Below are 22,844 nucleotides of genomic sequence, written 5' to 3'. Positions count from 1 at the left end.
GCCATGAAAAAAGATATCATATTATCAGGTGTAGGCGGACAAGGCATCCTGTCTATCGCCACAGTAATCGGAAAGGCCGCTCTTAAAGATGGTCTGTATATGAAACAGGCAGAAGTACACGGCATGAGCCAGAGAGGTGGAGATGTACAGTCAAATCTCCGAATAAGCGATCAACCCATTGCTTCTGACTTGATTCCTTCGGGTAAATGCGATTTAATCATTTCACTCGAACCCATGGAAGGACTCAGATATCTGCCCTACCTCGGTCATGAGGGTTGGTTGGTCACGAATGAAACTCCGTTCGTTAATATCCCCAATTATCCGGCTGAATCAGATGTTATGGCAGAAATTAATAAACTGCCACACAAAGTCGTATTGAACGTAGATAAAGTAGCTAAAGAATTAGGGTCTACACGAGTTGCCAACATCGTTCTATTAGGTGCCACTATCCCGTTTTTAGGCATTGATTATGAAAAGATACAAGATAGTATCCGTGAAATATTCCAGCGGAAAGGCGATGCAATAGTCGAATTGAATTTAAAAGCTTTGGCTGCCGGAAAAGAGATCGCAGAAAAAACGATGAAATAACCAAAGATAATTGAATATGGGAAAAGGTGATAATGTGATTGAAACAATCGTCGCATTATCACCTTGATATATTATCCCCCCTATCTAAATAAATATCAGAAGCCATGAATACAAAATATTGGGAAGAAGAGATAGAGACCATGAGTCGCAAGAAGCTACAGGAATTACAACTCCAACGGCTTAAAAAAACAATAAATATAGCAGCCAATGCCCCTTATTATAAGAAAGTATTTCAAGAGCATGGCATTACTCCGGAGAGTATCCAGTCTCTAGACGACATCCGTAAATTGCCTTTTACCACAAAGGCGGATATGCGGGCAAATTATCCTTTCGGACTTGTTGCAGGAAATATGAAAGAAGACGGAGTACGCATCCACTCTTCAAGCGGAACAACGGGAACACCGACAGTCATTGTCCATTCGCAGCATGACTTAGATTCATGGGCCAATCTGGTTGCGCGATGCTTATATTGTGTAGGTATACGTAATACGGATGTTTTTCAAAACAGTTCAGGTTATGGTATGTTTACCGGCGGACTGGGATTCCAATACGGAGCCGAACGACTGGGAGCATTGACCGTACCCGCTGCTGCCGGCAACAGTAAGCGTCAGATCAAGTTTATCACCGACTTTAAGACAACAGCTCTGCATGCGATCCCCAGCTACGCCATTCGCCTGGCCGAAGTTTTTCAGGAGGAAGGTATCGATCCGCGCAGTACCACCCTTAAAACGCTCGTAATCGGTGCTGAACCGCATACAGACGAACAGCGGAAGAAGATCGAACGCATGCTTGGCGTGAAAGCATACAATAGCTTTGGCATGACTGAGATGAATGGTCCGGGTGTTGCATTTGAATGTACCGAGCAGAATGGCATGCATTTTTGGGAAGATTGCTATTATGTGGAAATCATTAATCCCGAGACAGCTGAACCTGTACCCGAAGGAGAAATCGGTGAACTTGTACTCACTACTCTTGATCGTGAAATGATGCCATTGATACGCTATCGCACACGTGACCTTACCCGCATTTTACCGGGAGACTGTCCTTGTGGCCGTACCCATATCCGGATAGACCGTATTAAAGGCCGTAGCGATGATATGTTCATTATCAAGGGAGTAAATATATTCCCCATGCAAGTAGAAAAGATATTGGTACAATTCCCCGAACTAGGAAGCAATTATCTCATTACGCTCGAAACTGTGAACAATCAAGACGAGATGATTGTAGAAGTAGAACTGAGTGATCTTTCTACCGACAATTATATCGAACTGGAAAAGATACGCAAAGACATTACCCGCCAGCTAAAAGACGAGATACTTGTTACGCCTAAACTCAAGTTGGTAAAAAAAGGCTCTTTACCTCAGAGCGAAGGCAAAGCTGTCAGAGTAAAAGATCTGAGAAACAATAAATAATCATTCAATGAACCTAAATATACCAATGTACACCATTCATAAATACATTGGTATATTGGGCACATTAAATTTATCATTATAAATCATGCAATTATTAAAAAAAAGAATCCTACAGGACGGAAAATGTTATGAGGGGGGAATTCTCAAAGTAGACAGTTTCATCAACCACCAGATGGACCCAGTGCTAATGAAGTCAATTGGCGTAGAATTCGTACGTCTCTTTGCAGGGACAAACGTCAATAAGATCATGACCATTGAAGCCAGCGGAATAGCTCCGGCCATAATGACGGGATATTTAATGGACTTGCCGGTCGTTTTTGCCAAAAAAAAATCGCCCAGAACAATTCAGAATGCGCTAAGTACCACAGTACACTCTTTCACCAAAGACCGTGATTATGAAGTAGTCATCAGTTCCGACTTCCTCACTCCGAAAGACAACGTATTATTCGTCGATGATTTTTTAGCTTATGGAAACGCCGCTTTAGGTGTCATTGATTTGATCAAACAGTCCGGTGCAAATCTGGTTGGAATGGGATTCATCATTGAAAAAGCATTTCAAAATGGGCGTAAAACACTTGAAGAAAGAGGAGTAAGAGTAGAGTCTCTTGCCATCATCGAAGATTTATCCAATTGCCGGATTACAATAAAAGATTAACTATCCAAAGAAACCTTTGTATTTTCTCTAAACAGATCATACAAAGGTTTTTTCACTTATCAATACGCTTATTACTATTGGGCGGCCGCCTCATGTGAAATACTCACATTGGGATTTAAATACTGTCCTTTACGTTTAGTCCTCCTTCCGTACTGCACAGCATGCTTCGGACAAACATGATAGCAAGCTAGGCAGGATGTACAATCCATTCCCCACACAGGCCTCCACCCTATCATCACCACGTTCCCAACCGGACATATCCTTTCACAACGTTTACACCCGATACAATCATCAGTGGCGTAAAATGGTTTTGCCGAGGTCATAAAACGATTAAAGAGCGGATTGAGTACTTTGGTTTTAAACCATGGAAAACTTCCCTCATTACAATGAAAACCTATTTTCTTTCCGGTTATCGAATCATTAATCTCTTCTACCCTGCCAACTGCTTCATCCAACTTCTTTTTCTCCAGTTCCTTCTTATCCACATCAAATCCGGGAAGCAAAACATAATTATTAGGCATAGCCACTGAAAAACCGGCATTACACTCCATTCCTTTACGAGACAATGCCCGGCTAAAGAGTTCTTCCGTCAGCCCTGTATCATCTCCGCAGGAACAGACAAAAAAGACGTATTGGGAATGATAATTAGATAAAGTAACCCAATCCAAGAACCGCAATACGCTCAACGGAGGTCCCCATGAATAAACAGGGAAAACAAAACCTACTTTTTCATCATCCGCCAACACAAACTCTTCTATTCCGTCTCTGATGGCATTCGGCATAAAAACAAGCACTTCGTTTTGTGCCTTAGCGATCTGCTCCGCAATCCATTTAGAATTTCCAGTTCCTGAAAAATAGAATATCATAACTATAATGTATATGTATTAAAGAAAACAGCATAAAAAAAGGACGGTAGTCTTTAGATGATACCGCCCTCTTCTTTTTATTTAAAAAGCCGCACCGATGATGTGATGAAACTCCGAATGACATGATTTGAGTGCCCGTCCTCTTTGTAATCCACCGACTATAAAGTTATCCCGAAGGATGTGGCCCGCCATTGAGAAGCGAAGCTTGTCTCGGTTTTCAGTTTAATTGATGAGTTTCCCGATCCAATCAATGCGGCTAATATTTTACTACAACAAATATAGATAGTTTTTGTGAGATAAACAAGGAAAAGCGAAATTTTGTTTCTTTCTTAGACTATTTTTTGAAATGTAAACTTAGTCTTTAAGACGAAAAATGCCGGATACATTATTGTACCCGGCATTTTCTAAATCTTAAAACTGTTGAAACTTAAGCAACTTTAGCCTTAGCAACCACAGCCTTGAAAGCCTCCGGATGGTTAACAGCTAAGTCAGCCAAAACCTTACGGTTAATTTCAATACCGGCTTTGTGCAGACCACCCATCAGTTTAGAATATGACATTCCTTCCAGACGTGCAGCAGCGTTGATACGCTGTATCCAAAGAGCACGGAAGTTTCTCTTCTTGTTTCTACGGTCACGGAACGCATAAGTCAAACCCTTTTCCCAAGTGTTTTTAGCTACGGTCCATACATTTTTTCTTGCACCAAAGTAACCTCTGGTCAATTTCAAAATTTTCTTTCTTCTTGCTTTTGAAGCAACATGATTTACTGATCTTGGCATAGTTTTCTCTTTTTTGAATGTTAGCGCCGTTACTTCACGTAACGAACTTAAAGCTAAAGCATTCGGTTAATAACTTTAATAATACTTTGTACGCTTTTGATTACTTCATAGCTAAGAGTTCCTTAACCTGACTTACATTTGTTGTATCAACAGTTGTAGAGTAGCACAGGTTTCTTTTTCTTTTCTTAGACTTTTTAGTCAAAATGTGACTGTGAAAAGCGTGCTTTCTTTTGATTTTACCTGTTCCGGTAAGGGCAAACCTTTTTTTAGAACCGGAGTTAGTCTTCATCTTTGGCATCTTAATTGTTTTTAAATTATTAAATGATATGGCAACGCACTATACCTGCGCGTTACGCATTTTTCTTACTCTTCATTATCTCCAGCCGGTTTTTCAGCTTTTACTGCAGCCGGAGTAGCTGGTTTGGGAGTTGCAGGCTTTTTCGTTGCACTTTCTTTCTTTTTCGGAGAAAGTTGAATGGTCATACGTTTGCCTTCCAACACCGGCAACTGGTCTACTTTTGCATAATCTTCCAGATCATTGGCAAAGCGTAACAAAAGCACCTCACCCTGTTCTTTAAAAAGAATGGAACGACCTTTAAAGAAAACATAAGCTTTCACCTTGTCACCATCTTCCAAAAATCCTTTGGCATGTTTCAACTTAAAGTTATAGTCATGGTCATCTGTTTGCGGACCAAAACGTATCTCTTTTACGTTTACTTTTACCTGCTTAGCCTTTTGTTCTTTTTGACGCTTCTTTAACTGATACAGAAACTTAGAGTAGTCAATAATACGACAAACAGGTGGTTGGGCATTGGGAGAAATCTCCACGAGATCCAGTTCTTTTTCTTCAGCCAATTTTAAAGCCTGAAAAATGGGATATACTTTAGGTTCTACATCATCACCTACAATGCGGACTTCTTTCGCACGGATCTGTTCATTGATCCGGTATTGCGATTTCATGCTGTCATTCTTCATTAAATAACGTTTACTTCCAGTTTGTTTTTTATTGTCTACCAAATTTAATTATGTATTAAAGTAAAAGCTGTCTTTAGAACATTACCAAAATGCTGTGCTTTTACAATTGGGCGCAAAGTTACCATTTATTTATCATATTCTGAACTTCTTCGTTCAAAATTTCACCAAATTCTTCAAATTTCATGGTTCCTTTGTCCCCTTCGCCCTGTCGACGAACAGAAACTTCCCCATTTTCGGCTTCTTTCTCACCGACAATCAGCATATACGGAATACGTTTCATCTCATTGTCGCGTATCTTACGCCCGATTTTTTCATTGCGATCATCTACAATAGCACGAATTTCCTTCATCTTCAGATAAGTTTTCACTTTCTCTGCATATTCGTTGAATTTTTCGCTAATCGGGAGAATTACTACCTGTTCCGGAGTCAACCACAACGGGAATTTACCGGCAGTATGCTCAATCAATACAGCGACAAAGCGTTCCATAGATCCAAACGGAGCACGGTGAATCATTACCGGACGGTGTTTCTGATTATCCGATCCCATATATTCCAGTTCGAAGCGCTCCGGCAAATTATAGTCAACCTGGATAGTACCTAACTGCCAGCGGCGACCGATGGCATCTTTCACCATAAAATCCAATTTAGGGCCATAGAAAGCAGCTTCACCATATTCTATCTTTGCCTTCAATCCTTTTTCCTCACATGCTTCAATAATGGCCTGCTCTGCTTTTTCCCAGTTTTCATCACTACCGATATATTTTTCACGATTCACTTTATCGCGTAAAGAAATCTGTGCTTCGAAGTTATCGAAATCCATAGAACGGAACACAATCGAAATAATGTCCATTACACGGAGGAATTCTCCCTTCACCTGATCCGGACGACAGAAAATATGTGCATCATCCTGAGTAAAACTACGCACACGAGTCAACCCGTGAAGCTCACCACTCTGCTCGTACCGACAAACAGTTCCGAATTCGGCAATACGTAAAGGCAAATCCTTATACGAACGCGGGAAATTCTTATAAATTTCACAATGATGAGGACAGTTCATCGGCTTCAGGAAGTACTCTTCACCCTCTTCCGGTGTATGGATGGGCTGGAATGCATCTTTACCATATTTCGCATAATGTCCCGAAGTCACATACAGCAGCTTGTTACCGATAGGCGGAGTAATCACCTCCTGATAGTCATAACGAGTCTGTATACGGCGCAAGAAGTCCTGTAAGCGCAAACGCAAAGCAGTACCTTTCGGCAACCACATAGGCAATCCTTTACCCACCGTATCAGAGAACATGAACAACTGCATCTCCTTACCAATTTTACGATGGTCGCGTTTTTTAGCTTCTTCCATTAAAGCCAGATACTCATCCAGCATCTTCTTTTTCGGGAAAGTGATACCATATATACGGGTCAGCATCTTACGATCTTCATGGCCACGCCAGTAAGCTCCTGCCACAGAAGTCAGCTTTATCGCCTTAATAGGAGCGGTTGTCATCAAGTGAGGACCACGGCAAAGATCCGTAAAATCACCTTGTGTATATGTAGTTATATGTCCGTCTTCCAATTCGGAAATCAGCTCACATTTATATGTTTCTCCACGGTCGCCAAACATCTTTAAAGCATCGCCTTTTGCAATATCCCGACGCACGACAGCCTCTTTCTTTGCAACCAACTCAGCCATCTTCGCTTCAATGGCAGGCAGATCAGCCTCTTTGATGACCGCCTCTCCCGGATCAACATCATAGTAGAAACCGTTTTCAATAGCCGGACCGATACCAAACTGAATGCCCGGATACAGTTCCTGTAAAGCTTCAGCCAGCAAGTGGGCACTCGTGTGCCAGAAAGCATGCTTTCCCTGTTCATCTTCCCACTTATAGAGTACTACCGAAGCATCTTCATTGATGGGACGTCCTAAATCATAAATCTCACCGTTCACTCCGCACGCCAGTACGTCTTGCGCCAAACGCGAACTGATACTTTCTGCAATTTGCAGTCCGTTTACTCCTTCGTTATACTCACGAACAGAGCCATCAGGAAATGTTATTTTTATCATAATGTTATGTTATATTTTTCGTTATTGCACGCAAAAATAAGGATTTCTTTTTGAGTTTACTATTTTTTGTCTAAAAAATGTTATTCCGGCACCTCTGTAAATCGTTTCAGAATATTATATGCCGAAACAATACCTAACTCTCCGGCCTTACTTAAGTCAGCTATTCCGTTTTTATTGTTACCCAAGAAAATATGTGTCAATCCACGATTAAAATAAGCTTCCGCAAACTCCTTGTTCAATTCAATAGCTTTATCATAGTCGGCAATCGCCGCACGATAATCTTTCAGCATAGCCAACACATTTGCCCGATTATAATAAGCATAAACAAAATCAGGAGCCAAAGTGATCACATGATCCAAGTCACTTTTCACAATGTCGTAATCCAATGCACTGACCTCCGACTTTTGCGGAGCGGAAATACCCGGCAATGTGGACGGTGTTGCCGAAGCGGCATTAGCTTCTTCCGCTTTTTGATATTCCAATTGCTTGCAACGCACCAAAGAACGCATAAAATAAGCGGGGAAGAAACTGTCATCCAATAAAATGGCTTGAGTCAAGTCCTCAATAGAGCTGGCAAAGTCCTGCACCAGATAAAAGTCGAGAGCACGAGAAAACCGTGTGCGCGCATCTTTGGGATTTTCAACAATAGCCGATGTATGTGTATCGATCAGTGCAAAATGGAACTTTACCTGTTCTTCGGTAAGTGGCGATTCCATATTAGTGATATACAGACGTTTGGGTAAAACACCGGCACGATTTAAATCATCAATGTATTTATAATAATGCACGGCCCGCTTCACATCACTCATCTTTTCGTAGTAAGTGAGAGCGTACATCGGTTCCATTTTAATATTCACATTACGATCCTGTACCCGGCCCCGAATGTCACTCTTATATTTTTGTTCCACCTCAGAATTATCTGCAATAACGATTTTCCGATAATTATTCATATCCTTATCAGACTTTTTACGAGTTTTATTCTCGTCTTTGTTATTACCGTTTTTATTGTCTGCCACCGATTTATCAGCATTGCTTACGCCATTCTGTTTATCGAGTTGCGCTTTCATAACTTTAAATTCATCCATTTCAGCACCTTTGCGGTCACCAATCTTTCTCCGTGCCTCGGCACGCTGATAATACCCTGCCAGGAAGTTTGGATATACATCGATCACTTTTGTATAATCCTTGATGGCGCCCCGGTAGTCACCTGTCTGGGCACGAAGCAATCCGCGATTAAATGTAGCCATCATATTGTCCGGTTCAATCTGAAGTACAAAATCAAAGTCCTCGATAGCACGGTTGTCGTCCCCTACCTGCGCCCGGAGCAAGCCCCGGTTATAGTGTCCGATAAAGTTGTTCGGATCAATATCGAGAGCCAGGTCATAGTCACTCATAGCACCGCGCAGATTGTTCTGGTGGAAGCGTGCCAAAGCACGGTTAATATAGTTTCCGGCATTTTTAGCATTCAAATGTGTCGCGTGATTTAAATCCGATTCAGCCTCGGCATACTTCCCTTGCTGCAACCTGACGATGGCCCGGGAAGCCCAGGCATCAGGATCATATTTATCCATCTCAATGGCCGTATTAAAGTCATTCAGGGCACGCAACGTATCCTGCTGTTTCAAAGCGACTTCTCCACGCATCAAATAAGCCCTTGTATACTTCGGAGCGACTGCAAGCAATTTGCCTAAATCATCTTCAGCAGCTTTGTAATCCTCTTTTTGTATATGGCATAAGGTCAGATTGTGCCAAAGAGTAATATTCTCCGGATCAAAGTGGAGCGCTTTTTTATAATCCTCAATTGCACCATCGTATTTATTCTGCTTAATTCTTGCCAACCCACGAATCTGATAAGCCCCCACTACAAAAGGATTTCTGTCGATAGCCGCATCGCAGTCGGCTTCAGCCCCCTGGTAATCATCCAGATTGATTTTGGCAAGTCCCCTGAAAAAATAGGGTTCATACAAATAGGGTTTCGCATTAATCACCTGATTAAAATACTGAATGGAAAGGACATAGTCCTCAAAGTATAACGCGTTTCGGGCAATCATCATCACCCTGTCTGTGTTTATCTGAGCATATGCAAATGTAGGAAACAACAATAATGCTGCTAATATCTTTTTAATCATCGGCTTTTGATTACTTTTTAAGTAGAGCAAAAGTAATGCTTTTCATCTATTAAACCGGTATTACGGGCAACTTTTTATATTTTTTGATTTTTTTATAAGTCCGTTTGATAAAAAAATTCAGTACCTCCCAGCCATCCTTAACATGAATTAACGACCTATTCCTTATTTAATTACGATTATTACGTACGTTTGTAACATAGACATAAATTGAGAAACGAATCAGATCATACGAAGATGGAAAACACTGAATAAAAAAGACTAATTGCGAATTATACCTTTTATACACCTAATTATAATCAACATGAGACAAAAATCACTTCTTTTACTGCTACCCTTTCTGCTACTATCTTGCGGAGGAAAAAAGAACAGCGGACAGTTGTCTGACACCGCAGTCCAAATCGTTAAACCCGAATTTCCACAAATTGTACCTTTTGAAACAGGCATCGAAACAGAACAAGAGATACTATTGAGTGAGATCGCCGATTCGATTCGGTACATCCCGTTGGAAACGAACAATAAATGCCTGATGAAAAGGTTACGGACCACCAACATCCTACAAACAAAAGATTATTTCTTCCTGCCTTGGATTGAAAAATTATTTCAATATACAAGAGACGGTAAATTCGTACGTACAATCGGACGTAAAGGGAATGGACCGGGTGAATTTAACTGGATTATGCAGATAGATGTAGACGAAGAAAAAGGCTTGGTCTATATGCTGACAACTTCAGCTAAAATCAATATCTATTCCATAGAAACAGGAAAATTCGTTCGAGCAATGAAAACTCCCAGCATGGAAGCAGGTGACTTTGCCATGCTGCGTACCCAGGATACGATTGCCGCAACGTTTATCCGCAACAATAACGGAAGGCGTAAAGAGCGCATTTACCTCTCCGACTTAAAGGGTGATACACTGAAAATTTTCAATCGTTGGGATCTATTCGAACTGAACAGCTCATACTCCTGGATGATGAGCAGCGATGAAGATCGCTATATGTTCCACTACAAAAACAACACTTGTTATAAAGAGTATTACAACGATACCCTGTTTACCATCACTCCGGATTCTTTAGAACCCCGATACATATTTCAAATGGGCAAATACGCATTACCGATGGAATGCAGATTTGAGTATCTGAACGGAGATGGAAAACGCTTTCAGGAATTAGCGGCACCCTACCTTCAATATAATACGATAGAAACCGATTCATACGTATTCATGCCCTATTCAAACTGGACAGGAGAGAAAGCACGTGAAAATCAATTGGCAATCTATGACAAAAAAGGCAGAAGCTGTTTTAAGGTAGCCAACGGATACATAAAAAATGACTTAACTCCCGGCTTACCTTTCCGTCCGGTAACGGCACTTGACGAGCATACACTGTTGTGTATGTGGGATGCGGCAGAGATTCTTGAAAAGGCTGAAAAGACTCCTTCCATCCTCCAAATCGAACCATTAAAAGGATTGAAGGAAGACGATAACCCGGTAATGATGATAGTATATTTAAAACAACCATAACACTTCCGAGCAGGACAGATACTCAGGATATTTCCTAAAAAAGTAACGGGTAAAGTTGATCGTGTCGATCAACTTTACCCGTTACTTTTATTTCAAATGTTTCAAAGAGTCAGGCATATCACTTCACCTGCTTCATTTTATAAGAACTGCGTGCTTTACCTTTCAGCATCGTGTTCAATTTTCCTTTTATCATTTGCTTACGCAGAGGAGAGATATGGTCTATGAACATTTTTCCATCCAAATGGTCAAACTCGTGTTGCATAACCCGTGCCAGAAATCCTTCTACCACCTCATTATGTTCTACAAAATTCTCATCCATATATCTTACGTGTATCTTGCTGCCTCTCTTCACAGACTCGTGAATACCCGGCAAACTGAGACAACCTTCCTCCATAGATACTTCCTCACCCTCTACCACATCAATATGGGCATTTATATAAGCCTTGCGAAAATCTTTATATTCGGGATAATCCTCAGAAAGCACATCCAGATTAATAACAACGACGCGAATAGGCAGACCAATCTGAGGAGCGGCAAGTCCTACCCCGTCAGCATGATCCATCGTTTCAAACATATTTTCAATCAGTTCCTTCAGATTTGGATAGTCCACAGTTATATCTTCCGCTACCTGTCTGAGAACCGGTTGACCATATACATAAATAGGTAAAATCATATCTTAAAATTATTCTTTTTAATTATTCTCTCTTTTTACAAACGCTTAGTTTCCAAATAAGATTGCAAAATAATAGTTGCACTAATCTCATCAACCAATGCCTTGTTTTGCCTGTCTTTTTTCTTCAGTCCGGCTTCAAGCATCGTGCGATGTGCGAGGACAGAAGTGAAACGTTCATCTACATACTCCACAGGCATATCGGGCAAACGTTTTTTTAGCGAACGCACAAAAGGCTCTATATTCTTCATATTCTCAGAGACCTCATTATTCATCTGCTTGGGCAGACCTATAATAATACGTTCCACCGATTCCTGTTTCACATAATTAGTAATGAAATCCAGAAGCTCGTGTGTAGGCACAGTTGTCAAACCGTTAGCGATGATCTGCATCGTATCACTCACAGCTATCCCTGTACGTTTCCGTCCGTAATCTATTGCTACTATTCTACTCATATTTGGATTGCAAAAATACGATTAAAATTTGGATTATCGCCTATTTAAGCAACAAAAAGGGTATCCGAACAACGGATACCCTTTCTAAAATTTATCGGACTATCGTCCTTATAAAGTTGTATTATTCCAGAATCACAACGCGGTTCAGGAAGTTCTTGCCAAACATATTGGCAGTACCACCGAAGCCGACGAGTTCAAGCTGATCCTTGCTTACACCTTCTTTGATAAGTGCATCATAAACAGCCTGTGCACGAGCTTCAGACAGTTTCTGGTTCCACTTAGCGCTACCGGTAGCCTTATCTGCATAACCTGCCACCTTGTATTTCTTATCCGGATTAGCCTTCAAGATCTTGGCAGCCAGCTGGATGTTAACCATACCATAGTCATCGATCTTAGATTTACCAATCTGGAAGAAGATAGCGCGAGGTCCGGCTACTTCGATTTCCTTCACCACTTCTTTGGTTACAGGTTTCACGTTAGCCAGTGCGTTCTTAGCATCAGCCAGGTCAGACTGAGCTTTAGCCAACTCGCTTCTGTAACGATTCAACTCTTCGTTGATAGCGTTCTGATCTACCTGAGAGCCACAAGAAACAAATCTCTTGCCACCGAAAGTGTAAGTCACACCGGCAGTCAGAGAAACAGCACCGTCGGTATGGGCAGAACTGATATTACCAAACGGAGACGGAGAAACTTCTCCTCTTGCTTCAATGTTGATATCCAAGTATTTGTTGATATTGAACTGTCCAGCCAAACCAACAGAACCGTTAATCAACGCATTTACTTTATCCTGATCGCCATAAGCTTTGGCAAATGTCAAACCGGGACCAGCAAAAACAGAAACGGTGAACAAACGATCAGGGTTGTAACCGCCAATAGCATTGGACAAGTTAAACATACCGTCTGCACGCATAGTGAAGTAATGTTTATTCTTGCTCTTAATATAAGTATCGGCAGGCTGCCCATAGTTAGAATACAAAGTAGTCCATGCACCGGCTACCTGACCACGGATACCCCAAACCGGATTGAACAGTTTACCAACTGACACATTGATCAGCGGAGTTATGGCTTTACCAAAGCCATAATCAAAGTTGTCCGGGTTTACACAACCCTGAGCGCCAACACCTACACTCACAAAGATATTGTCCTTGAAGCTTTCGCTGTAGAACGTCTCTTTAGTCTGAGCAGTAGCTGCAGTAGCACCGGCCAACAATAAAGATAATATTACTAATTTACTTTTCATTGTTTTTTGTTTTTAAATATTTTCAACTCTTTTAGTTTCTTATTTGCTCCGACCCACTCGCTTACTTCAAATAGATTTTATAAGTAAGTCCGCCGGTAAAATACTTCATTCTTTGCAATTCTACCTGCGCATGCAAATGGTTGAAAAGCAAATAGGTAGCACCAAACGCAAAGTCTTTCGCATCATATTCCGCGATTACTGTCAGATCGGGGGCAAAAGATGGAGCGTAAGTAAGACCTCCGGCTAATCCATTCAAGTGGTAATCCACTCTTCGATTGTACAGATATGACAGATGTACACCTATCTTCTCCTTTCCAATCGGGATATGCTTGGTGGCTGCGACATAAAAACGGCAGAAATAGCCATTACCATCGGCAGAACCTACTTGGCCATCGCCAGACTCGGTATAGGGATCCGAAGTTCCCACTACAACAGCCGGCATGTACTTCCACAATTGTCCTTCTTTCAAAACTCGCAAACGGGCAGAAAAATACCTGTCCTGATTCGTAAACTTCTTCTTTCCGACCTTCCAATCAATCCCTATCGTCTGCGACTGAAACAACGTACATGTATAAGCTATTTCCAGCCAGGGAAAGATAGTTACGTTCAAAAAGTAATTATACGTATGGTAATCCCATGTAGGAGGAGTTATCTCCTTATTTAAAAAATTTCCACCGATCATTACCGTCTTATCCCGTTGCATCTCTGCTGACGGGGCATGAAGCAGACCGGTAGTTCCGTACGTCAACTGAGCCGAAAGTGCCAAATGACAGCAAAGGAACAAGCCTATAAGAAGTATCTTTTTCATCATTATCTGCAATTTCTATACTTTCGGTTCAACTCGTACTTTTCAATTCTCAACAATTACTTTACTCTGATTAGTCGTTAGATCCACCACCGGCATTCGGGTTGAAACCGTGAGAATCATGAGAATCGTGAGTATCGTGGCTGTAATAGTTAGGATAGATCATTACGCCCTTCTGATAAGAAACGATACCTTCATAATATTTGCCAGAGATCAAGAATGTCAGTTTCTTAGAAACCAATTGTCCCTGAACTCTATAGCCGATAATACCATAACCGCTCAATACGCTGATTTTAGCATAACCGATCTTCTGTACGAATCCGGCATTCTTATTCAAAGCTTTAGCAGCATTTGCAATGAAAGCAGCCTGAATATCAGCAGAAACAGTACCTTCAGCTCTTGTTACAGGAGCAGCAACTTCTTTCACATCACCGATAAGTTCGCAACCTTCATTATAGAAATAAGGAACCAAAATAGCAGCATCCTTAACAGAGTTTGCAAATTCAAACGGAGTAGTAACCAAGATTGAGCCATCAGCTTGAGCTTCAGCAGTAGTAGTACCGGTAGTAACATTACCAGTCAATTCTTTAGTAGTTTCCAGGCTAGCCTTTTCGTCAGCTGTAGCTGTTGCACCATCCCACATGTTCTTAATTGTTTCAGTAGAAGGTTTAGCTTCTTCGGCAGCTTTAGCTTCCAGTGCTTTAGCTTCAGATTCAGCTACATCAGTCTTAGGATCAGTCGGAGGAACTACCGGAGGAATAGTTGTAGCCTCAACAGAAACCAAAGCAACATCTACAGTTGCAACACTTGTCTGGCCATCACTAACCTGATTCAAGTATACTTGTTTTGATACAGTATAATAACCTGTTGCAGAAACTTCCAGGCTATATCCTTCTGCCTTATAAGAAACTTCTTTGTTGAATGTAGCTCCGACAGATTCACCACCCAATGTAACTGTAGCAGTAGTCAATACCTGACCTGTAGTTGCGTCAGTAATAGTACCGGCAATATAATACTTTGCAGGGGCTGGCTTTGTTGCTTCATCAACTTCTGCTTTCTCATAGCAGCTTGTAAACAGTGTACCGCAAACTGCCAAAACGGCTAACGCTAACTTAGCGCCATTACCGAAAAATTTACTTTTCATTTTCATCTCAATAAAATTAAAAATTTAATAATTCTGATTTTATAAAATATGGATTAAAACTATTATTTTCCATCACGTTATCACTTGCCTGAGGACTATATCCTTTACCATATATACGCTCATTACCCGCATTATATTGGAATCCGAAATTATTGGGTATCACTCTTGGGATATAACCCTTTCTCTTATATTTATACGGAGGCAATGCTATCTGGAACAAGAAGCCGCCATTCAGCCCTTTGTTACCCGCATGTTGCACCTTCATTCCATAAAAGCCAATAGAAGCGTATCGAAAATGACGAATCATATCAAAACGTGCACCATACTCTCCTTCTAAATATCTTTCCCCCTTTAAACTAAACTGCGTATTATACTTTGGCCAATAGAAATTCGCCCCAATAGAACCTGTCAAGGTCCATTTGGTTCCATGATAAAAAGCCCAATCTTCAAAGTATCCTCTTCCGGTATATCCGATACGTGCATCTACCGAAAAGCGCTCATCTTTAAAGAAGTGCTTTGCTTTCAAATCTCCTCCCCAACGAAATTTATTAAAAAAACCGACCGAAGCAGTCAGGAATGTACGCTGTGGTAAACGTACTGTCTGCGACAAAGTCACAAAACCTGGACGGATTTGCTTATACCTTTGTCCATAATCATTATAGATAGGAAAAATTACTTGTCCAGTCAGTTTCATTCCTTTCCACAAAGAAACTTCTATGGCAGGAGAAACATTAACCACTATTTCATAGACCTTAGATAAAATATAGTTTCTAAACAACAACTCCGGATACACCACTATATCTACTTTAAACAAAGAGCTATTTTGCTTCTTAATCCGTCTCGCTTGTTTCCATCCTTCTCCCAAATCATAACTTACACTCCAATCAGCCCGACTGACTTCAGCAACACTATCTCCTTTCATCGGCTGATAATAGAGGGATATCTGAGGAATATTATTGTCTAAAACTATTAACCTACATGGCTTATTTTCGGGTAAACCCATCTTCTGGATCAAATCAACCGCTTTACCTATTCCAACTCCCTCAAGACGATAGGCTGAGTTCTGTATCACAAAAACCCGTTCTTCAGTATCTTCTGTCCACCCTACATTTTCAAATCCCATCTTAACAAGTGCGTCAACAGTGGCCTCTCCTGTTTGACAAATCCCCTTCAAAGGAAGTAAACAGAATAATATGAGTGAAATTCTGCGCAAAGTAGTGCCAATTGTTATGTTTTTCCTCATGTAAGGGCCTTTGTGATTCATTTGTTTGCTTTATAACTTAAGCATCTAAATTTATGGATGCAAAATATGGTGCAAAAATAGACACAATTTTAATAATACCAAAGAGTTTTACATGTTTTTTCGCATATTTGTATCAGTTTTTTTTCATCCAAATACCTGTTTGCTTAAAAATGGACCAAAAAACCCACTTGTAATCTTAAATAATATCCACCTCCTATTTTAGATTCACTAATAGAGAGAGTTATAAGGCTAACAAATTAATAAAATCAAATCGTATTATATAGTAAGATCAAATTTTCAATAGTATATCTACTATATTACAAATTTACTAAATTCCGGTAAAATCAGGCAGTAGCTAATCTAACCAAATATATATTTATTAACCACCCAAATAAAAAATAGATAAAAAACATCAATACATATAATAATGTATTTCTTATATATAATAACACAAAGATTGAAATTATCGCATTAACAATGTTAATCGTCCAAAGAGATAATCATATTTCTCGATTTACGAAGTTAACTTGATACATCTACGAAGTTAATATCCTGCATTTACAAAGTTAACTTTAACACAGGTTTAAAGTTAACTTTGTAAATGCAGGATATTAATATATAGAATATTCATTTTCAACACATTACAAAACGAAAATTCTTTTGTAGTATTTTCTTAGCCTCTTGTATCTTTTTGAGATTCGTTTTTTAGCAACTATCTAACCTTGCTGTACATCATCCTCTCAAGTTATATCCGGAATTAAATCGATAGCCTTCTCTTTACTTTCATCCACTATCTTGGCATAAATCTGAGTTGTTTGAATATTGGTATGTCCCAAGAGTTTAGATACCGTATAAAGATCGGCACCGAGAGTAATCATCATTGTGGCATGGGTATGTCGTGCCGAATGAAAAGTAATATGCTTTTGAATACCGGCTTTAGCAGCCCATTTGGGTAATATTTCATTGGTTCTTCCTAAACTGATAAGACCTTTGAACACTTTCTCTGTATCAGGTACTTTTCCGCGGACAGGAAGTTGTTTCAAAGCCTCCTTGCTCAGAGGAAGAGAGAGGATTTCCTGAGTTTTCTGTTGCGTCATATGCAGCTCCATTTTACCGACTTTTCCCTTTTTCAGATTTCCCCATGTAAGTGCCACTATATCACTATGTCTCAGTCCACAAAAACAACTGAATAGAAAAGCCTTTTTTAAAGTCGCATTATGAAAATCTGTTTGTGACAATATTTTCAATTCATCAATAGTCAGAAATGCCCGTTCAGTCCTTCTCCGCTTAGGCTTTTCCTCATTTTTTATCTTATCCATTGGATTTGAAGTTATAATTTCATCAATTACAGCACTATTCAGGCAATGATGAAAAACCTTATAATAATGAACTTGAGTATTGGCACTTATATTCTTCACACTTTTACAGTGTTTCTGAGTTGCCGTCTTCAAGTATTCAACAAAGCCAAGTATATACTTTTTATCTACCTGTCTGAGCCTGATACCCATCTTATCATAATGCTGAAGATGGTATATCAGTGTATACATAGACACTTTCCTTGAAGTTTTTTCTATATCCTTGTCTGCCAAATACTTGATATAATCTATCAGCATTATATCTTTCTTTTCCTGTTGATGGTTAAAGCCGTATACTCCATTCTGCAATTCTATAATCCTTTGTGCCTTCACTGCACTGGCCAGTTTCATGGTGCTCTGATTTAAATCTTTATCCGTCCGTGTATGCTCAGGTATTATATATAGCTTTAAAAATTCATATCGTCTTCTTCCATCCATATAAATATCTAAATATATAGACTCACAACCGTTCGACAGACGTTTAGTCCTGATCCTGACCGGTTCTTTAATCCTTACTTCTTTTTTCATATTATTTGTTTGTATGTTTTTAGTTATAAATATAGACATTATTCTGTTATAAGTAACAAACAGGTAACAAAAGTCCATGAAAAAAGATTTCTAATAAAAAGCGATCAGACAAAAACCGGTTTTCAAAATCCACTATAATTCTGATAACCAAAATATTATAAATAAAACAAAGATTCTTTATGAATCTTAATTAAAGTAGCAGCTCAGTAACAGAGATACTTCCATATAGAAGCAACCAGCCAAAGTCCTAATAGAACCGAAAAATCTACTAAAACATCAATCCAATGTATATCAATACATTATGAAACGAAGTAAGTGATGTGATATTCTACAAATCAAACTACTGATTACCCGAAAGAAAGCCATGCCGTATTATCGTTTTGAATAACAATGTGCCGCAAATATCTCTTTATTATCAGCCATCTTTCAAAGATAGTACAGTAAATATTAGCAGACAAGACTGGGAAGTTAGTTATAATCTGGGAAATAGCTGGAACAAAGTAAAAAGGAATAAAAAAGCAAATAGCTCTTTGTATAAAGTAGATATCACAATATATCCGGAATTATCACTAAAAAACTTAGTAATCACACAGATTTATCAAGTGCTTTTCAATTTATCACCCGCCATAGAAGTCTCTTTCTGGAAAGGGATGAAATTCACGGCTCAAATGGTGATTCCGGTATATAATGACGGATATGCCAGCAGATACGATAAACTACATCCGGGTTTCCTTGAACTATCGCAAACAGTCCGTCTGCCCTATAATTTTTGGGCAACATTGGCTATCGGTAGCTTTAATAATAGCCGATATGGCATCGACTTCAACCTGATCCACCACTTTAAAGATGAACGTTTCAGTATAGAAGGCCGCATCGGGTATACCGGTACAGGATATTGGGAAGGTTTTACTATGCATTATGGAACAAAGATGCGGGCTACATGGTCATTGGGAGGAAGCTTTTATTGGCCACGCTATAATGTAGAATTAAATGCAAGAGTTGAACAATATCTATTAAAGGAGAAAGCAGTTAGAGTAGAAGCAATCCGGCATTTTCGCTATGCTTCCATTGGATTCTATGCAATGAAAGCCAAAGACGTGAAAGCCAATGGAGGATTCCGTTTCCAAATAGCTTTACCCCCTTACCGATATAAACGCAAAGGATATATTCCTCGGATCACTCCTTCCAATAATATGGGAATGTCTTATAATGCGGGAAATGAACAATATTACTATAAGACTTATCGCTCAGCACCTGACGATAACATAATGAAGAACAATAGTTTTAATCCATATTTTATAAAATCTGAATTATTAAATTTTTAATTTTATTGAGATGAAAATGAAAAGTAAACTTTTCGGTAATGGCGCTAAGTTAGCGCTAACCCTGTTGGCAATGTGCGGTATGTTCGCAAGTTGCTACGAAAAAGACGAGATTGATGTTCCCAAAGTGACCGACCCTACAGCTACGACGTACCAAGTAGCAGGTATTGTTACAGATGCTGAAAGCAATGCTGTAATGGACGGTGTCACAGTAACCAATGTCACAAACTCAAAGTCAATGACTACCGCAGCAGACGGTAAGTATGTTCTGGAAGCTAAAGTGGGAGAAACCAACGTAGTAACTTTTGCAAAGAGCGGTTATAAAACAGTGACAAGCTCGGTATTCGTTACTAAACAGGAAAACGGTTCTATCGTAGCCTATACCATCGACGCTAAAATGGAAAAAGGCAAAGAAACAAAACCGACAAAAGATGTAGAATATCAAATTGAAGGTTCTGTATTTGATGCGGAAAGCGGTGAGCCTGTAGCTATCAAAACCGCAACTATGCCAGGCATATTGACAGCAACCATTCAGAATGGTAACGAATTCACTATGTCCAATGTAGGTCTGGGTCAGCACACTATATATATCACTGCTGACGGATACAAACCGGCTACTGCCGACGTTGTGATCAGTGAAGTAGCCGGGCCGGAAGGTGAAGGTATTTTCATTGCAAAAACTTCGGTAACTGTTGCTATGCAGAAAAAAGAAGTAGAGGTTGCCCCTAAATACTATTTGGCAGGAAATATCTACAATCAGGATGGTGGCATGGTTACTAAGGCTGAAGTAACACTGAACATGTCAGGATACGAAGTAACAACTACTGCTTCCAACGGTTTCTACAAATTCGAGATTCCTGCCGACAAAGTAAAAGGTCTGACTAAAGCAACTGTAACAATCCGTCATAACAGCTATAAGATTTATGTATATACTGCATTTATAGCACCGGTAGACAATGGCCAAGTATCTAACACCACAGTCAATGTAACTCTGATACTGAAACCGGATACAGAAAAACCGAATGATGACGATAATGTATTTATCGGTGGCAATGTAGAGATTGAAGTTCCAACAGAGAATGCTGTTGAAGCCGCACCGGAAAAAGCAGAAGGTGAAAAAGTTCCAAGTAAATCTGCTGTAGAAGAATCAATTAACAAGGTTTTGGAAGCTGCTGGATCGGACATCAAGATTACTCCGGCACAAGCAGAACAGGTGGTTAACACTATGGAAAAATATGTAGCCAACGGTACTTTGACAGAAATCGATAAGGTAGCAGTTCTTCCGATCGAGAAAGAAACGACCTTCAAACTGGAATCTAAAGTAATTGATACTAATAATGATAAAGAAGAAACCGTTATTGACGAAATCGTTCTTCCGGCTAACACTATAATCATTTTTACAAGTGGCGTAGCAAGCACCCTGAACATCAGCCGTACTGACGAAGGTAAAGAAGGTGCTTCTGTCCGTGAATACGACGGTACTCCAACCGGAACTATTTTCGTAACTCCGATGGAAGTGAAATTTACTCCTGCAGTTGTCGTAGCTCAAGGAGAAACTCCTGAAGTTGCATTGGCTACTCTTTACTTCAATGAAAAGACTAATACTTGGGAAGCTGAAGAAAACTATGCTACTTACCAGAACGGAGTATTTGTTGGCAATGTTCACCACTTCTCTAAATTCAAATTCGGTTTCGAAGAAGCCGACAGCAAAGCTACGGCTGAAGCAGCCTTGGATTCTATGAAATTCGACAAAGCATGCTACACTGAAGGTGAAACTGCCAAAGTAAAAATGGAAATCAACTGGAAGGGTGGTATCAAGTGCGAAGGTGGTGCTTCTGTAGAAGAAATTATCAAGAAAGCACATTCCACACTAACTACAACTACTATCAAGATGGTCAGCGCAGCTTTGGAAGAAGCTATCAAAGACGATAATGCCAATGTTACTCCGGGAGCTGCATTTACAGACAAAAAGTTCACATATGAACTTGAAGTACCAGCTTATACTCAGTTGACAGGATTCGACGTAACAAAAAACGTTATCAAGACTACCTATGTATTGCCGTTTGCTGTTTATAATAAAGCAACGAAAGCAATCGAAAAGAAAACAGCTGAAGTTACAATCAGCAAGATTTCTTCAGTAGTTGTTAGAACGATTGAAGCGATCGGTCATGGACATGGTCATGGTCACGGCGATGACCTGAATGCCGGTGGTGGTATTATCATCTCTGAATAACCGAGAGAATAAAATGTAGTAATTGAAATCATTGAACCGAAAGCGTAGAGAATGTATACAGTAAATTTAAAACGAATCTTCATAGTATCGCTATTTATAGCTATACCCTTTATGCTTTCGGCTCAATTGACCTACGGTACTACAGGATTGCTGCATGCTCCCTCGGCAGAAATGCAGAAGGACAAAACAGTCATGCTGGGTGCAAACTTTATGAATAAGGAGATAACTCCTCCAACGTGGTACTACCACACGTACAATTACTACCTGAATGTAACCATTTTACCTTGGATGGAAGTAGCATATACCTGTACTTTATTTAAGGCGGAAGCTCTTGGATTAAAACCTTATGGTTACTCAGGCTTTACGAATCAGGACCGGTATTTTTCTCTCAGATTACGGGCACTGGAAGAAGGGCAATTCTGGAAATACATGCCCGCTGTTGTAGTAGGCACTTCCGATCCTTTTACCTCGTCCGGCAATGGAGTTGTGGCTCCGACGGAAGGTAACGGATACTTCAGTCGTTTCTACATCGCAGCCACCAGGCATGTCCAATTAGGAAGAGAGACAGTGGGAGTACACCTCTCCTATCTTTATAACAAAAGGATAGAGTACAAACTGAATGGGATCGCGGCAGGTATCAGTTATAACCCGTCTTTCCATCCGCAATTGAGATTAATTGCCGAATATGATTCGAAAGATTTTGCGTTAGGTGCCACCTATTTGCTTTTCAACCATTTGCATGCACAAGTGGAACTCCAAAGAATGAAATATTTCACAGGTGGATTGACTTTCCAGTTCCGCTTGTCCGGAAAAGATGGAATGAAAAAGCAGAAACGAAACAAAGAGTTAAAACAAAAAATGAAATAAC

Annotated in this window: 20 protein-coding genes; 7 read left to right on the top strand and 13 right to left on the bottom strand. The window is 39.9% G+C overall.

Annotated elements, in window-relative coordinates:
* The first annotated feature begins 3 nt into the window (after positions 1 to 3).
* The 3 genes from BSHG_RS10075 to xpt all read left to right on the top strand — a co-directional run bounded on the left by BSHG_RS10075 (position 4) and on the right by xpt (position 2,655).
* The gene (locus BSHG_RS10075; protein WP_005786586.1) at positions 4 to 588 is read left to right on the top strand and encodes an indolepyruvate oxidoreductase subunit beta; all 585 of its coding nucleotides are present in this window, start codon (positions 4 to 6) and stop codon (positions 586 to 588) included.
* A 104-nt stretch (positions 589 to 692) separates the two neighbouring features.
* Positions 693 to 2,000 carry a phenylacetate--CoA ligase gene (locus tag BSHG_RS10080; RefSeq protein ID WP_008659419.1) on the top strand — a complete coding sequence of 436 codons (1,308 nt, stop codon included), beginning with the start codon at positions 693 to 695 and terminating at the stop codon, positions 1,998 to 2,000.
* Positions 2,001 to 2,085: 85 nt separating this feature from the next.
* A complete protein-coding gene (gene xpt, locus BSHG_RS10085; RefSeq protein ID WP_005786581.1) occupies positions 2,086 to 2,655 on the top strand; it encodes a xanthine phosphoribosyltransferase in 570 nt (189 codons plus the stop codon).
* Positions 2,656 to 2,729: 74 nt separating this feature from the next.
* On the opposite strand, the gene BSHG_RS10090 is transcribed toward xpt, so the two are convergent.
* The 6 genes from BSHG_RS10090 to BSHG_RS10115 form a co-directional block, all read right to left on the bottom strand.
* Positions 2,730 to 3,521 carry an EFR1 family ferrodoxin gene (locus BSHG_RS10090; protein ID WP_008659416.1) on the bottom strand — a complete coding sequence of 264 codons (792 nt, stop codon included), beginning with the start codon at positions 3,519 to 3,521 and terminating at the stop codon, positions 2,730 to 2,732.
* A gap of 427 nt (positions 3,522 to 3,948) precedes the next feature.
* Positions 3,949 to 4,299: a 50S ribosomal protein L20 gene (gene rplT / locus BSHG_RS10095; RefSeq protein ID WP_005786577.1), complete on the bottom strand. Its 351-nt coding sequence runs from the start codon at positions 4,297 to 4,299 to the stop codon at positions 3,949 to 3,951.
* A 100-nt stretch (positions 4,300 to 4,399) separates the two neighbouring features.
* The gene (gene rpmI / locus BSHG_RS10100) at positions 4,400 to 4,597 is read right to left on the bottom strand and encodes a 50S ribosomal protein L35 (protein ID WP_005786574.1); all 198 of its coding nucleotides are present in this window, start codon (positions 4,595 to 4,597) and stop codon (positions 4,400 to 4,402) included.
* A 65-nt stretch (positions 4,598 to 4,662) separates the two neighbouring features.
* Complete coding sequence (gene infC, locus BSHG_RS10105) at positions 4,663 to 5,274, bottom strand: translation initiation factor IF-3 (protein ID WP_008768315.1); 612 nt, start codon at positions 5,272 to 5,274, stop codon at positions 4,663 to 4,665.
* Between the two features lie 118 nt (positions 5,275 to 5,392).
* Positions 5,393 to 7,333, bottom strand: coding sequence for a threonine--tRNA ligase (gene thrS, locus BSHG_RS10110; RefSeq protein ID WP_005786570.1), 1,941 nt, complete (start codon positions 7,331 to 7,333; stop codon positions 5,393 to 5,395).
* A gap of 80 nt (positions 7,334 to 7,413) precedes the next feature.
* Positions 7,414 to 9,462, bottom strand: a complete 2,049-nt coding sequence (locus BSHG_RS10115) for a tetratricopeptide repeat protein (RefSeq protein WP_008659413.1) — start codon at positions 9,460 to 9,462, stop codon at positions 7,414 to 7,416.
* 301 nt (positions 9,463 to 9,763) lie between these two features.
* Here BSHG_RS10115 and BSHG_RS10120 point away from each other — a divergent pair, with 301 nt between their 5' ends.
* Positions 9,764 to 10,981 carry a 6-bladed beta-propeller gene (locus BSHG_RS10120; RefSeq protein ID WP_008659410.1) on the top strand — a complete coding sequence of 406 codons (1,218 nt, stop codon included), beginning with the start codon at positions 9,764 to 9,766 and terminating at the stop codon, positions 10,979 to 10,981.
* 118 nt (positions 10,982 to 11,099) lie between these two features.
* Here the strand turns inward: BSHG_RS10120 and def are convergent, their stop codons facing one another.
* The 7 genes from def to BSHG_RS10155 form a co-directional block, all read right to left on the bottom strand.
* A complete protein-coding gene (gene def, locus BSHG_RS10125; protein ID WP_005786565.1) occupies positions 11,100 to 11,654 on the bottom strand; it encodes a peptide deformylase in 555 nt (184 codons plus the stop codon).
* Positions 11,655 to 11,689: 35 nt separating this feature from the next.
* Positions 11,690 to 12,106, bottom strand: coding sequence for a Holliday junction resolvase RuvX (gene ruvX, locus BSHG_RS10130; protein ID WP_005786562.1), 417 nt, complete (start codon positions 12,104 to 12,106; stop codon positions 11,690 to 11,692).
* A 121-nt stretch (positions 12,107 to 12,227) separates the two neighbouring features.
* Positions 12,228 to 13,346, bottom strand: a complete 1,119-nt coding sequence (locus BSHG_RS10135) for an OmpA family protein (RefSeq protein WP_005786560.1) — start codon at positions 13,344 to 13,346, stop codon at positions 12,228 to 12,230.
* Between the two features lie 61 nt (positions 13,347 to 13,407).
* On the bottom strand, positions 13,408 to 14,157 hold the full coding sequence (locus BSHG_RS10140) for a YjbH domain-containing protein (RefSeq protein ID WP_005800614.1): 750 nt from the start codon (positions 14,155 to 14,157) through the stop codon (positions 13,408 to 13,410).
* Between the two features lie 67 nt (positions 14,158 to 14,224).
* On the bottom strand, positions 14,225 to 15,301 hold the full coding sequence (locus tag BSHG_RS10145) for a DUF3869 domain-containing protein (protein ID WP_005800615.1): 1,077 nt from the start codon (positions 15,299 to 15,301) through the stop codon (positions 14,225 to 14,227).
* Between the two features lie 10 nt (positions 15,302 to 15,311).
* Positions 15,312 to 16,559: a hypothetical protein gene (locus BSHG_RS10150; protein WP_005800616.1), complete on the bottom strand. Its 1,248-nt coding sequence runs from the start codon at positions 16,557 to 16,559 to the stop codon at positions 15,312 to 15,314.
* 719 nt (positions 16,560 to 17,278) lie between these two features.
* The gene (locus BSHG_RS10155; protein WP_005786550.1) at positions 17,279 to 18,421 is read right to left on the bottom strand and encodes a site-specific integrase; all 1,143 of its coding nucleotides are present in this window, start codon (positions 18,419 to 18,421) and stop codon (positions 17,279 to 17,281) included.
* Positions 18,422 to 18,792: 371 nt separating this feature from the next.
* Between BSHG_RS10155 and BSHG_RS10160 the strand changes: the two genes are divergently transcribed.
* The 3 genes from BSHG_RS10160 to BSHG_RS10170 are packed head-to-tail and all read left to right on the top strand — an operon-like array spanning position 18,793 to position 22,843.
* Positions 18,793 to 19,746, top strand: coding sequence for a hypothetical protein (locus tag BSHG_RS10160; protein WP_224223221.1), 954 nt, complete (start codon positions 18,793 to 18,795; stop codon positions 19,744 to 19,746).
* 10 nt (positions 19,747 to 19,756) lie between these two features.
* Positions 19,757 to 21,976 carry a carboxypeptidase regulatory-like domain-containing protein gene (locus BSHG_RS10165; RefSeq protein ID WP_008659397.1) on the top strand — a complete coding sequence of 740 codons (2,220 nt, stop codon included), beginning with the start codon at positions 19,757 to 19,759 and terminating at the stop codon, positions 21,974 to 21,976.
* Positions 21,977 to 22,027: 51 nt separating this feature from the next.
* On the top strand, positions 22,028 to 22,843 hold the full coding sequence (locus BSHG_RS10170) for a YjbH domain-containing protein (RefSeq protein ID WP_008659395.1): 816 nt from the start codon (positions 22,028 to 22,030) through the stop codon (positions 22,841 to 22,843).
* Position 22,844 lies beyond the last annotated feature (1 nt).

It is taken from the genome of Bacteroides sp. 3_2_5 (assembly GCF_000159855.2).
In the GTDB taxonomy this organism is placed as follows: Bacteria; Bacteroidota; Bacteroidia; order Bacteroidales; family Bacteroidaceae; genus Bacteroides; species Bacteroides fragilis.
This window is presented reverse-complemented; position numbering and strand designations above follow the sequence as displayed.